This window comes from Mycobacterium sp. ITM-2016-00316 (genome assembly GCF_002968335.2).
Lineage (GTDB): Bacteria > Actinomycetota > Actinomycetes > Mycobacteriales > Mycobacteriaceae > Mycobacterium.
The window spans coordinates 2,934,031-2,947,144 of the sequence record NZ_CP134398.1 but is presented as its reverse complement, the minus strand read 5'-3'; the positions used below and the strand labels follow the sequence as shown (position 1 = coordinate 2,947,144).

Below are 13,114 nucleotides of genomic sequence, written 5' to 3'. Positions count from 1 at the left end.
GCACCGCATGTCCAACGAGATCGATCCCCGGCTACTGTCCCGACTGGCTGCCAACCGCACCAGCCGGCGACGGTTCATCGGCGGCAGCGCCGCCACAGCCGCGGCGGCGATCCTCGGGTCGTCGTTCCTCGCCGCGTGCGGATCCGACAGCAGCAGCTCCGGTTCGTCGAGCGCCCAGGATGACGGTGGACCCGCCAGCGGCACACTGCGCGTGTCGAACTGGCCGCTCTACATGGCCGACGGTTTCATCGCCGCGTTCCAGACGGCGTCCGGGATCACCGTCGACTACAAGGAGGACTACAACGACAACGAGCAGTGGTTCGCCAAGGTCAAAGAGCCGCTGTCGCGCAAGCAGGACATCGGTGCCGACCTGGTGGTGCCCACCGAGTTCATGGCCGCCCGGGTCAAGGGCCTGGGCTGGCTCAACGAGATCAGCGACGCCGGCGTGCCCAACCGCAAGAATCTGCGGCAGGACCTGTTGGACTCGAAGGTCGATGAGGGCCGGAAGTTCACCGCGCCGTACATGACCGGCATGGTCGGTCTCGCCTACAACCGGGCGGCCACCGGGCGCGATATCAGGACCATCGACGACCTGTGGGACCCCGCGTTCAAGGGCCGGGTCAGCCTGTTCTCCGACGTCCAGGACGGCCTCGGCATGATCATGCTGTCCCAGGGCAACACGCCGGAGAACCCGTCCACGGAATCCATCACCCAGGCCGTCGATCTGGTCCGTGAACAGAAGGACAGGGGGCAGATCCGCCGCTTCACCGGCAACGACTACGCCGATGATCTGGCCGCCGGCAATATCGCGGTGGCACAGGCCTATTCCGGTGACGTCGTGCAGTTGCAGGCCGACAATCCCGATCTGCAGTTCGTCGTCCCCGAGTCCGGCGGCGACTGGTTCATCGACACCATGGTGATCCCGTACACCACCCAGAACCAGAAGGCCGCCGAGGCGTGGATCGACTACGTCTACGACCGGGCCAACTACGCGAAGCTGGTCGCCTTCACCCAGTACGTGCCCGCGCTCTCGGACATGACCGACGAGCTCGCCAAGATCGATCCGGCATCGGCGGAGAACCCGCTGATCAACCCGCCGGCCGAGATGCAGGCGAACCTGAAGTCGTGGGCCGCACTCACCGACGAGCAGACCCTGGAGTTCAACACCCTGTACGCCGCTGTCACCGGCGGCTAGGTCGATGGCTCAGCGAATACAGGGAAAATAAATGGCTGGAGTCGCCACCAGCAGTAGGCAGCGGAGCAAGATCGCCCCATACCTGATGATCTTGCCCGCGCTGGCCTATCTCGCGGTGTTCTTCGTGGTGCCGTTCTTCTCACTGGCCAGGACGTCGCTGTCCTCGTCGGGTGGTTCGGTGTATCTGCCGACGCTGACGTTCGACTGGAACTTCGGGAACTTCATCGACGCGTTCAAGCTCTATCAGGACCCGATCCTGCGGTCGTTCGGCTATGCGGCCGCCGCGACGGTGCTGTGCATGCTGCTGGCCTTTCCGCTGGCCTATGTGATCGCGTTCAAGGCCGGCCGGTTCAAGAACCTGATCCTCGGCCTGGTGATCCTGCCGTTCTTCGTGACGTTCCTGATCCGCACCATCGCCTGGAAGACGATCCTGGCCGACGAGGGGTGGGTGGTCAGCGCGCTGGGCGCGATCGGGCTGCTCCCGGAGGAGGGCCGGCTGCTGTCCACCAGTTGGGCGGTGATCGGTGGGCTGACCTACAACTGGATCATCTTCATGATCCTGCCGCTCTACGTCAGCCTGGAGAAGATCGATCCGCGACTGCTGGAGGCCTCCCGCGATCTGTATTCCGGGGGCACCCGCAGTTTCCGGAAGGTGATCTTTCCGCTGGCCGTGCCCGGACTGCTGGCCGGCAGCCTGCTGGTGTTCATCCCGTCGGTCGGTGACTTCATCAATGCCGATTATCTGGGCAGCACCCAGACCACGATGATCGGCAACGTGATCCAGAAACAGTTCCTGGTGGTGAAGGACTACCCGGCCGCTGCCGCACTCAGCCTGGGTCTGATGGGTCTCATTCTGGTCGGGGTGCTGATGTACACCCGGGCGCTGGGCACGGAGGACCTCGTATGACGGCCGGGGCGAGCGCTGCGACAGGGAAGCGCATGGTCACCGAAAGGCCGACCGCACCGAAACATGTTCGTTCCCGGCGCAAGTGGGGTGACATTTCGCTGCGTATCGTCGCAGGACTGGTACTGCTGTACCTGTTCTTGCCGATCATGGTGATCGTGCTGTTCTCGTTCAACGACCCGGCGGGCAAGTTCAACTACACCTGGCAGGGTTTCACGCTGGACAACTGGGCCGATCCCTTCAAATATCCGGCACTCACCGAGGCGCTCAAACTCAGCCTCAACATCGCCTTCGTGTCCACGCTCATCGCACTGGTCCTCGGCACGCTGCTGGCCATCGCCCTGGTACGCCAGCGCTTTGCCGGTTATCGGGCCGTCGACACGTTCATGATCCTGCCGCTGACCGCACCCGAGGTCGTGATGGGTGCCTCGCTGCTGACGCTGTTCCTGGACTTCGGTTGGGCCGCGGGCTACACCACCATCCTGATCGCGCATGTGGCCTTCGAGGTCAGCTTCATCGCGATGACGGTGCGGGCCCGGGTGCGCGGTTTCGACTGGACGTTGGAGGACGCGTCGATGGATCTGGGTGCCAGCCCGGCGCGGACGTTCTTCAAGGTGACGTTGCCGCTGATCGTGCCGGGCATCGTGGCCGCGGGCATGCTGTCGTTCGCGCTGTCACTCGACGATTTCATCGTGACCTATTTCGTCAGCGGATCCACCGTCACCTATCCGCTCTACGTCAACGCGGCGGTCAAAGCCGCTGTGCCACCCCAGATCAACGTGTTGGCGACGGCGATTCTGGTGGTGAGCCTGGTGCTGCTGGCGGCCGGTACCCTCTACCGCCGCAAGAAAATCGTCATCTGAGGTCAGGTGAGCCGAACGTCCACCCGCACCCGGCCGCGGTCGTCACGGGTGGCGATGGCGTGGCCGGTGCGGTCACTGCCGCGGAAGTTGAGCAACGTGATCGGCCCGCCCTCGCCGAGAAAATTGCGCCACCAGCGCTTGGCGTCCGGCGACATGACGGCGATGATCACTCGATCGCCGTCGAGTCGGTAGTTCACCGGGGTCTGGAAACTACGACCGGATTTGCGCCCGGTGTAGCGAATCTCGACCAGGCCGCGACCGACCAGGCCGCCGAGCACGGGCACGTGGGTCAGGGCGACGGCCCCTCGGTTGAGCGCACGGGCGACAGGGTTGTCGAAGATTCTGCTGGACATGTCTTGAGGCTAACCTCCCCTTGCCAGGTCCGCCGCGACACGTGACGCCTGACGGTCACCGGATCGCGCCGCGCCGACACCGGCGATGACGACCGCGACGATGCCGATGACCCCGAGCGCGGCCGGGACCTGATGCAGGATCACCCAGCCCATCAGCATCGCAAACGCCGGCTCCAGGCTCATCAGCGTTCCGAACGCGGCGGTGGTGAGCCGGCGCAGAGCCAGCAATTCGAGGGCAAATGGGATGACGGGCAACAGGAATGCCAGCCCGATGCCTGCCAGCCACAGGTGCGGTGTCATGCGCCCCAGCACATCGGGACCCGTGACCACCGACGCAACGATGGCGGCCACCGGCATGGAGACCGCCAGACCGCTCAGTCCGCTCACCTCGTCCCCGACCCGCTGGGTCAGCAGAATGTAGGCGCCCCAACAGAATCCGGCGGCGAGGGCGAAACCGACCCCAGCCAGGTCGACGGCACCGGCCCACGGTTCGGTGAGCAGCACCACCCCCAGAGCCGCGAGCCCTGGCCAGACGATCCTGCTGGGCCCGTTGCCGTGTAGTACCGCGACGCCGAGCGGCCCAAGGAATTCCAGTGCGCTCGCGGTACCCAGCGGGATACGTTCCACAGCCATCATGAACAGCACGGTGATGCCGGCGGTGACCACGCCCAGCAGCACGGAGGCCAGAAATGACGTCCGGGTGAACGACGACGGGCGGGGCCGCACAATGATCAGCAGCAGCAGGGCCGCCCAGAACAAGCGCAGCCAGGCAGCGCCGGTGGCGCCGATATCGTCGATCAACCCGACGGCGATGGCGGCGCCAACCTGTACCGAACACATCGCAGCCACGGCCATGAGCGCGCCGTTACGTGCCTCGCTGGATGCCACCCCTGCATTCAACGGTGCCCGCGCAGTCCTGTCCACGAGTTTTCCCGAGCGGCGCCGAGATCAACGAGTGCGGTCGGGAAACGGGTCATTGCGAAAGTCGATCTGTGCGTCCGGGTTGCTGACGGCGGTGACCATCCCCGATCCGATGGCACCGTGGCTGTCGAACAGCGTCGCGGTGCCGACCGCGATTCCATCTGCCGCCCAATGCGAATCGGCCTGCACGCCGATCCACTCGTCGCGCGGCAGCCGGGCCAGCGCGACGGTGAGATCGCCGTTGATATAGCCGACGCCGGCGGTACCGAGATTGGTGACCAGGCTGGTGCCCTCGGCGGCCATGGCTGCGCGCACGAACGGCGTGTTGCGGTAGCCGTCGACGACGTCGATGGTCCGGTTGATGAACCGCTTACGTGACGCATTCTGGTGATCGGCGATGGTGGCCGTCCACCCGACCTCGTCACTGCCGATCCCGATGCCGCGGCTCTCATCCCGATCGGGCGGGCCGACGAACTCGGCGGGCGAGACCCATTCGGTGCCCCGCGGAGGTGCCGAGAGCCGGTACTGGACCAGCGTGGCCCGCACCACCGTCACCCCGTCCTGGATCAGTTCGCATTCCGCGTTGCGCACCCGCCGGCCATCGCGCACCAGCGTCAGTTTGGTGATCGTCGGAACACCGCGGGCGGCCTTGAACAGGTCGACGGTGAGCCGGGACGGCAGGAACTCCGGGTCACCGAAGCTGGTCTCCAGTGCTCGTGCCACCAGCCCGACCAGGGCCGGGCCATTGAGGTGGTCGGGACCCCAGTGACTCTGCGCGTACGTGCTGGGCGCGTAGGTGTCGTGCTCGGTCTGGGTGAAATGAAACGGGCGCGCGCTCATTTGCGCATCGTCGCATAGTCCTTTTCGGGCCGTGCGTCGGCTACTGCGGAGCGACGATGCCGTGGTCATAGGCGTAGACGATCGCGGCGGCGCGGTCCCGCAACCGGAGCTTGTCGAAGATCCGCCCGATATGGCTCTTCACCGTGACGCCGGAGATGAACAGTTCCGCGGCGATCTCGGCGTTCGTGTGGCCCTTGCCGATCAGCGTCAGGACATCGAGTTCGCGCCCGGTGAGCTCACTGACCTCCACCTGTGGCCGGCCCTCGGCGGACTTGCGGTAGGTGTTGAGCACTCTGGCGGTGACCGCCGGATCCAGGTAGCTGTCGCCGTGGGCGACGGCGCGGACGGCCCGGATGAGCTCTTCGGCCGAGGAATCCTTGAGGACGAAGCCGGCGGCACCGGCGCGTAGCACGCCGGACAGCAGATCGTCCTCGTTGAAGGTGGTCAGCGCCAGCACCGGCGGGCCGCCGGCGTCGGCCAGCCGTCGGGTCGCCTCGATACCGTCGACCCGCTTCATCCGCAGATCCATCACCACCACGTCGACGGACTGCTCGGCCAGGGCGTCGAAAACCTCGTCACCGTCCGAACATTCGGCGACGACCACGAATCCGTCCTTGCGGCGCAGGATCCGGCGCAGCCCGGAGCGCACTAGGTCCTGGTCGTCGACGAGCAGCACTGCGATATCGCTCAAGCCTCCGTCGCCTCGCTCACCCCTGACTGCCACCCGCTATCCCCCGCACCGGGTGGCCGCGGGCGTGGCGCCGGAGTCGCCCAACGGCACCTCGGCGTGCACCGCCCACCCCTCGCGGGTCAGTCCGATATCGATGACGCCGCCCAACAACTCGACCCGCTGGCGCATCCCGCGCACACCGCGGCCATCCGGTGCGCGGCGACTGCTCGCCGACACCGCCACCGGCAGCTCATTGGTGATCGAAAGTTCGGCATGGTCCCCGATGACCGCCAGCGTGACCGTCGACCGCGATTCCGGGGCGTGCTTGGCGACATTTGCCAGCGATTCCTGTGCGATCCGGTACAGCGCCAGCCCCACCGCCGGCGACACCCTGGTGGTGGAACCCTCGGTGCGCAACGTGACGGTCAGGCCGGCGCGGGCGAAATCGTCGGTGAGCCGTGCGATGTCATCGACGCCGGGCTCCGGTGCGATCCGCATCGGAGCCACATCGAGCAGTCCGACGGTGCGCCGGATATCGGCCATCGCCTCGCGGCCGAGCTTCTCGGCGTCCTCGAGCGCATCGACCGCGTCGTCGACATCGCGGTCCTCCTGCAGCGCGCGCCGGGCGCCGGTGAGGTGGAGCAGCGTCACCGACAGCGAGTGCGCGATGACATCGTGTACCTCGCGGGCGATCCGGCGCCGCTCATCGGCGGCGGCATGCGCGGACAGCGCATCCTGGGCGGCGCGCTGCGCGACGATCAGCTGCTGCTGAATCCGCATCAGATAACCCACCAGCCAGCCCATCCCCAGCACGCTCAGATACAGCCAGACCCCGTCGAGCCGGTGTGAAGCCGCGGCGGCACCCAACATGGCGGCCGCCGATGCCGTCGCGGCCAGTCCGCCGGCCAGCGGTGTCATCGCGCCCACCGCACCGACCATCAGCACCAGGATCAGCGGGGCGAAATCGAACGCGATCGGGGTCGACGTGCCGAACAGGAAGATCGCCGCGGCACCCGACCAGGCCCCCCAGATGAGCAAGGGGTTGAACGATGCGCCGGCGGCAAAGAACACGACCAGCGGGCACATCGCGACCATGATGCCCACCGGCACCGCGACCAGATAATCCGAGGCGGGCCGTTGCAGCGTGCAGATCAGCGCGATCAAGGCCAACGCGGTATCGGTGGTGATGACGAACATCGGGCTCCAGCCGAGCTCGTTGAGCTCGCCGTGCCGCGCGAAACGCGCACGCAGGAATTCGGGCACAGCCAAGCGCATCGGACAATGGTAGGTCCGAAAGACCGTCGAAACCATCATGCTGCGGGCGGGCGCACGGTCATACCAAGGTAGGAGACGCAGCTAGGGCCGTTGGCACGACGCGCCTCGGCAACCTGGATCCCTAACGTTTCTGCCATGGGGTGGCGGGTGCCGGGGTCGCGGCGCGCAGCGGTGCTGATCGTCGGGCTGTGGCTTGGCGTCGCGGGCGCGGCGAATCTTGCGGTACCGCAACTGGAACAGGTGGTGCACGAGCACGCCCGCTCGTTCATGCCGGGAGACGCACCGAGCTCGGTGGCCGCCGTGCGGTCTGCGCAGCTGTTCGGTGACTCGACCGACAACAACCTCAACTATGTGGTGCTCGAGCGCGCCGGCGGTCCGCTCGGAGAAGCCGACCGCGCTTACTACGACCGCCTGACCACAGCCCTGCACGCCGATAACGAGCATGTCCGTACGGTCACCGATCTCTGGTCTGACCCGCTGACCGAATCGTTCGCCGTCAGCGCCGACGGCCACGCGGTCACGGTGATGCTGCGGCTCGCCGGGGTGCTGGGCACCACACCGGCCGCCGAGGCGGTACAGGCGGTCCGGGCCGCCGTCGACGCCGCGAATCCGCCGTCCGGTCTGGAGGCGTTCGTCACCGGTCCCGGTGCGACGATCGTCGACGAATTCACCGCGATCGACCGGCAGCTGCTGATGATCACGGCGGCGACCGTCGGGCTCGTCCTGGTGCTGCTGCTGCTGGTCTACCGGTCCCTCGCAGCGGCGATGATCCCGTTGTTCTCGGTGGGATTGGCTCTGGGCGTCGCGCGGCCGATCGCCGCGGCGTGGGGCGCTGCCGATGTGATCGAGGTGTCGATGTTCTCGGTTGCCCTCGTGGCGGCCATGATGCTCGGCGCGGGAACCGATTACGCGATCTTCCTGATCGGCCGGTATCAGGAGGGCCTGCGCGACGGGCTGGACTCGACCCGGGCCCTCGCCGCCGCCCAGGGCGGCGTGGCTCCGGTGGTTGTGGGGTCGGCGCTGACCGTCGCCACCGCGCTGGCCTGCCTGGGGTTCGCCGAGGTCGGCGTGTTCCGTAGTGCCGGAATACCCTCTGCAATAGGAATTCTGGTGGTGATGGCGGCATCGCTGTCCCTGACGCCGGCACTGATCGGCCTGTCCGGCGGCGCCGGCATGTTGGCAGCCAAACCGAGTCGCACGAACCGGCGCTGGCGCCGGGTCGGAGCGACTCTGGCCCGGTGGCCGGCGCCGATTCTGGTCGCCGCCCTGGCCGCGTTGGCCCTGCTGGCATCGCCGGCGGCCGCCATCCGCATCGGCTGGAATGAGCCCGCCGCGACACCCGCAGGCACCGGGTCGAACCTCGGATATGCCGCGGTCGAGCGGCATTTCGCGGACAACCAGCTGCTGTCGGGCATCGTGGCGGTGCAGGCCGATCACGATGTGCGCACCCCGGCCGGGCTCATCGCCGTCGAACGCGTGACCCGCGCGGTGATGGAGATCCCGGGAGTGCGGGTGGTGCAGTCGCCCAGCAGGCCGGCGGGCACCGTGCCGGAGGACACCACGTTGGCCGGTCAGCTGGGCCGGTTCGGTGACGAACTCGCGGCCGGTGTCGGCGAGTTCGATGACCGGCTGGGCGGCCTCGATGAGCTGGACGCGATCCTCGACGACATCGACGCCGCGCTGTCCGGGATGCGGCACGGACTACGGGGCAGCGCAGCCGGGCTTGGCGAGGTGGCCGAGGCCGCCGCGGACATGCAGCGCGGCACCTCCGATCTGCAGTCCACCGCCGAGGCGGCGGCGGGCCGACTCGACCCGTTGCGCGGCTTCGTCGCCGCGACACCGCACTGCTCAGCCAACCCGATCTGCGCCGTCGTGCAGCAGATCGTGACACCGGTCGACGACGTGGTCGCCGGGACGGCGGCGCTGGCAGCCGGAGTGCACACGCTCACCGGTGGCACCGCCACCGCCACCGGCGCGCTCGGCGGGCTACCCGCGGATATCGACACCATGACGGCAGCCCTCGCACGGGCCCGTGCGGCGATGACCGACACCACATCCCAATTGGGTTCGGTGGGCCCGCGGCTCGACGAATTCACCGGCTATCTGCGCGAAGTGGCGACCGCTTTCGAAGGCAGCGCGGCCGGCGGGTTCTACGCACCGCACCGCGCCCTGACCGATCCGCGGATGGCGGCGGCCCTGGACCGGCTGATCGCGCCGGACGGGCGGGCCTTCTATCTGCTGGTGTACGGGACCGGCAAGGAATGGGGCGTGGACGGGGCGGCCCGCACCGCGGCCGTCGGATCGGCGGTGGCCGAGGCGACCAAGGAAGGGACGCTGCGACCGGTGGCCGTGTACCTCGCCGGCGTCGGACCCGCCACCCTGGATCTGCAGCAGATGGTGGCCGGCGATACCCGGTTGCTCGTCATCACCACGCTGGCACTGATCTTCACGATCGTCGCGCTGCTGATGCGCAGCCCGGTGGCCGGCCTGGTGATCGTGGGCACGGTGGCGTTGTCCTACGCCGCGGCCCTCGGCGCGAGCGTGTTCATCTGGCAACATCTGCTCGGGCTCGAATTGCACTGGGCGGTAGGCCCTATCGCCTTCATCGCGCTGGTTGCCGTCGGCGCGGACTACAATCTGTTGCTGGCCATGCGCATCCGTGAGGAGACACGATCGGCCAGATTGCGCACCGGCATCATCCGCGCCGTCGGAGCCACCGGCGGCGTCGTGACCACCGCCGGCGTGATCTTCGGTATCACGATGCTGGCGTTGCTTGCCAGCAGCGTGCTCAGCATCGCCCAGATCGGGCTCACGATCGGTGTCGGACTGCTCATCGACACGATGATCGTCCGCACGTTCGTCCTGCCGACTCTGATGGTGCTGCTGGGTCGCTGGTTCTGGTGGCCGCGCCGGCCGTGGCTAGGTCGTGGTGACGAGCAGGTGGTCGGCGGGTTCGTCCCAGTGGTCCAGGTTGACGGCGTGGGTGAGCGGGCGGCGCCGTAACCTGCCGTGCCTGCCTTTGGGCCAGCCGATGACGATGTGCCCGCCGAGCATCCAGTCGTCGGGGACGCCGACGGCGTCACGCAGCAGCGCTTCGCCGCCGTAGGACGCCCAGCTCGTCAGGCAGGCACCGAGACCTTGTGCGCGGGCAGCCAGCAGAAAGTTCTGCATCGCCGGGAAAATGGACCCGCCAAGCAGCAGGTCGGACGCGGTGGGAAAGCGCTTCTGCACGAACAGCACCGAGGTGAACTCCTCGGCGCGATCGTGCAGCTCGTAAGTGGCCCGGTTGTTGCGGGCCACCCGGTCGGTTTCCTCATCGGCCGGCCTGCTCATCCCGTAGACCGGTTCGATGACCGACAGCGCCTGCCGCGCGGCTTCGGCCACCACAGCCCGTTGTTCAGGTGAACGCAGCACCACGAACCGCCAGGCCTGCGCGTTCGCACCGGACGGGGCCCAGGTCGCGGCCTCCAAGCAGCGTGCCAGCGTCGCATCGTCCACGGGTTCGTCCGTGAAGCGCCGAATGGTCCGCGCCGTCGACAGCACCTCCCAGATGTCACTGCTCGCAGTTGCCATGTCGGCACCCTAGCGTGCGCTCACCCCATCGTGGCGGCGCCTGCCGCCGTCAGCAGTTCCACCGCCTGCCTGCGGGACAAGGTTCCCAGTATCTGGGCGGCCGCCTTCATCACGTCGCCGACCAGCACGGTGGGCCCGTTGTCCAGGTTGTCGAATGCCTCGGTCACCACCTCCTCGGCGGTGGCCGAGTCCGCGGGACGCGATTGCGCGGACGGCAGCACCCCCCGCTTGTGTTCAAGGGCGCGCAGCGCCGGGGTGTCGGTCTTGCCGAGAATCAGTCCGATGACATCGACGCCCTTGTCGTGCAGTTCGGCCCACAAGGCCTCGGCGAACACCATGTCGAAGGCCTTGGAGGCACCGTAGGCCGCAATATTGGGGGCGCCGGCGAATCCGGCGCCCGATCCGAACAGCACGATTCCGCCCCTACCACGGGACACCATGGGTGGGGCGAAATGGTGGCACAGCCGCACCGGTATGACGCAGTTGCGGTGCACCATCGCTTCGGCGGCCGCCAGCGGACTGTCCAGGAACGGTTGGTAATTGGGGTCGGCGCCCGCGCAGCAGGCGAGGAATCCGATCTCCAGATCGTCGGTGGCCTTCGCGATCACCGACGATGCCGTCTCGGCGACGAGATCGACTGCCAGCGTCCGTGTTTGGACGCCATGACGGCTCTCGATTCCTTCGGCCACCTCGTCGAGGAGGGGTTGGCGGCGCGCCAGCAGCACCACGTTGACGCCGCGCTGCGCCAGTCCATCGGCGAGGGCGGCCCCCACGCCGTCGGACGCGCCGGCCACCAGCGCCCAGGGGCCATACTTGTCGGCGAACATCGATCAGCCTCCGACCGTGGTGATCCGGACCGCGGTGAATACGCGCCGGGCGATGCGCCACCCGTGATCGGTGCGGACGAGTTCGTCATCGTAGATGCCGACGGCGTTGACTCCGGAGGCATTGTCGGGAGCAAGGATCAGCCCGTCGACATAGGTGCGGGCGGTGGCACGGTCACCCTCGAGGGTGATGACGATATTGCTGAGCCGGTGCATGGTGTGGCCGGCCATCGCGTGTGACTGGTCCATGAAATCGGTGACGGCGTCGACGCCGTTGTAGCTGCCGATCTCGCCATAGTCGAGTGCACAGTCCGCGGTGAAGACGGTGCGGAAGGTGTCCCAGTCCCTGCGGTCGATTCCGGTGGCATAACGCAGCAGCACCTCGGTGATGTCGGCGCGGTCGCGGTATGCGGTTGATTCCGTCATCGGGGGTCTCCATTCGGTGGACGTGCGCCGCTGACGTTACGGGCTCACCGGGTCGAAGAGCACCGGCAGCGCGGTCGGCGAACGGAACACCTGACCGCGGATGTGTGGATCTCCCCCGTCCGGATCCAGACGCAGGTTGGGTAGCCGATCCAGCAACAGGTTGATCGCCGTGCGCATCTCGAGGCGGGCCAAGTGCATGCCCAGGCACACGTGCACGCCGTACCCCCAGCCGACGTTGGCCTTCTGCTTGCGGAAGATGTCGAAGGTATCCGGGTTCGGGTAGCGGTCGTCCTGACGGTTGGCCGCGCCCAGCATCGGCATCACCGTGGCACCCGCCGGGATCTGCACACCACCGAGTTCGGTATCGCGGGTCGCCACCCGGGTGATGGTGAGCAGCGGAGACTCCCAGCGCACACCCTCCTCGATGGCCTGCGGCAGCAGGGTCCGGTCGGCCCGGATCGCCGCCAGCTGAGCGGGGTCGGAGAGCAGCGCGAAAAGCAGGCTACCCAGCGACCGGTAGGTGGTCTCGACGCCGGCCGGAAGCAGCAGCCGCAGGAACGAGAAGATCTCCTCGTCTTCGAGCTTGTTCCCGTCGATCTCGGCGGCGGCAAGTGCGCTGATCAGATCGTCCTTGGGTTCGGCGCGTCGGGCCGCCAGGATCGGGGCGAAGTAGTCGCACAGCGCCGCCGACGCCGCGAGTCCGCGCTCGGGGTTCATCAACCAGCTCAGCAGCGAAATCGACCACCGCTGAAACTGCGGGAAGTCCTCCTCCGGGAGCCCCAGCAGTCCGGCGATGATCTGGCTGGGATAGTCGAAGGTGAACTCCTTCACCAGATCTGCTTTACCGTTCGCCTCGAACGTGTCGATCAGCGCATTACCGATTCGACCGACGAGTTCATCTTCCCAGCGCGCCAGCGACTTCTGGGTGAAGGCCTTCTGCACCAGTGCCCGCAACCGGCCGTGCACCGGTTCGTCCATCCCGAGCATCACCCGCTCCCCCAGTACCGGGCCGAAGGCCGCGATGACGCCGGCCGACGAGAACGTCTCGTCGTCGCGCAGCATCTGCTGCACCTCTTCGTGCCGGTACACGATGAACATCGGCAGCGATTCCTCGTGCGGCAGCATCCCGGAGGTGTCCAGCCGCTGTACCGGCTCCTCCCGGCGCAGCCGGGCCATCTCGGTATAGGGGTCGCGCACGTCCCCGGAGATGGCGTCATCGAAGGAACCGAAGTCCTCCAGGTCGTCGAAAAGTTGTTCCACGGTTACTGAC

At 67.4% G+C, this 13,114-nt stretch carries 13 protein-coding genes; 4 read left to right on the top strand and 9 right to left on the bottom strand.

The window, feature by feature from the left end; translation table 11 throughout:
• The first annotated feature begins 7 nt into the window (after positions 1 to 7).
• The 3 genes from C6A86_RS14160 to C6A86_RS14150 are packed head-to-tail and all read left to right on the top strand — an operon-like array spanning position 8 to position 2,962.
• Positions 8 to 1,195, top strand: coding sequence for a spermidine/putrescine ABC transporter substrate-binding protein (locus tag C6A86_RS14160; RefSeq protein WP_105365864.1), 1,188 nt, complete (start codon positions 8 to 10; stop codon positions 1,193 to 1,195).
• 31 nt (positions 1,196 to 1,226) lie between these two features.
• Positions 1,227 to 2,102: an ABC transporter permease gene (locus C6A86_RS14155; protein WP_105365863.1), complete on the top strand. Its 876-nt coding sequence runs from the start codon at positions 1,227 to 1,229 to the stop codon at positions 2,100 to 2,102.
• Positions 2,099 to 2,962, top strand: coding sequence for an ABC transporter permease (locus tag C6A86_RS14150; protein WP_105365862.1), 864 nt, complete (start codon positions 2,099 to 2,101; stop codon positions 2,960 to 2,962). The genes C6A86_RS14155 and C6A86_RS14150 overlap by 4 nt, the downstream gene beginning before the upstream one ends.
• A 2-nt stretch (positions 2,963 to 2,964) precedes the next feature.
• On the opposite strand, the gene C6A86_RS14145 is transcribed toward C6A86_RS14150, so the two are convergent.
• The 5 genes from C6A86_RS14145 to C6A86_RS14125 all read right to left on the bottom strand — a co-directional run bounded on the left by C6A86_RS14145 (position 2,965) and on the right by C6A86_RS14125 (position 7,021).
• Positions 2,965 to 3,315, bottom strand: a complete 351-nt coding sequence (locus tag C6A86_RS14145; RefSeq protein WP_105365861.1) for a hypothetical protein — start codon at positions 3,313 to 3,315, stop codon at positions 2,965 to 2,967.
• Positions 3,316 to 3,324: 9 nt separating this feature from the next.
• A complete protein-coding gene (locus C6A86_RS14140; RefSeq protein ID WP_396835321.1) occupies positions 3,325 to 4,170 on the bottom strand; it encodes an EamA family transporter in 846 nt (281 codons plus the stop codon).
• A 93-nt stretch (positions 4,171 to 4,263) separates the two neighbouring features.
• Positions 4,264 to 5,076 (bottom strand): acyl-CoA thioesterase domain-containing protein, encoded by an 813-nt coding sequence (locus C6A86_RS14135; protein WP_105365859.1) that lies wholly within the window; start codon positions 5,074 to 5,076, stop codon positions 4,264 to 4,266.
• Positions 5,077 to 5,116: 40 nt separating this feature from the next.
• Positions 5,117 to 5,767 carry a response regulator transcription factor gene (locus C6A86_RS14130; protein WP_105365858.1) on the bottom strand — a complete coding sequence of 217 codons (651 nt, stop codon included), beginning with the start codon at positions 5,765 to 5,767 and terminating at the stop codon, positions 5,117 to 5,119.
• A 36-nt stretch (positions 5,768 to 5,803) separates the two neighbouring features.
• A complete protein-coding gene (locus tag C6A86_RS14125; RefSeq protein ID WP_105365857.1) occupies positions 5,804 to 7,021 on the bottom strand; it encodes a sensor histidine kinase in 1,218 nt (405 codons plus the stop codon).
• Between the two features lie 135 nt (positions 7,022 to 7,156).
• On the opposite strand from C6A86_RS14125, the gene C6A86_RS14120 reads away from it, so the two are divergent.
• A complete protein-coding gene (locus C6A86_RS14120) occupies positions 7,157 to 10,024 on the top strand; it encodes an RND family transporter (protein ID WP_105365856.1) in 2,868 nt (955 codons plus the stop codon).
• Here the strand turns inward: C6A86_RS14120 and C6A86_RS14115 are convergent.
• From C6A86_RS14115 to C6A86_RS14100, 4 genes are read right to left on the bottom strand one after another with little or no spacing between them, the layout of a single operon-like run.
• A complete protein-coding gene (locus C6A86_RS14115) occupies positions 9,941 to 10,594 on the bottom strand; it encodes a nitroreductase family protein (protein ID WP_105365855.1) in 654 nt (217 codons plus the stop codon). The two genes, C6A86_RS14120 and C6A86_RS14115, sit on opposite strands and share 84 nt — an antisense overlap.
• A gap of 20 nt (positions 10,595 to 10,614) precedes the next feature.
• The gene (locus C6A86_RS14110) at positions 10,615 to 11,421 is read right to left on the bottom strand and encodes an SDR family NAD(P)-dependent oxidoreductase (protein ID WP_105365854.1); all 807 of its coding nucleotides are present in this window, start codon (positions 11,419 to 11,421) and stop codon (positions 10,615 to 10,617) included.
• Between the two features lie 3 nt (positions 11,422 to 11,424).
• Entirely contained in the window at positions 11,425 to 11,844 is a 420-nt protein-coding gene (locus C6A86_RS14105; RefSeq protein WP_105365853.1) for a nuclear transport factor 2 family protein, read from the bottom strand.
• A gap of 36 nt (positions 11,845 to 11,880) precedes the next feature.
• On the bottom strand, positions 11,881 to 13,104 hold the full coding sequence (locus C6A86_RS14100; protein ID WP_105365852.1) for a cytochrome P450: 1,224 nt from the start codon (positions 13,102 to 13,104) through the stop codon (positions 11,881 to 11,883).
• Between the last annotated feature and the right edge of the window lie 10 nt (positions 13,105 to 13,114).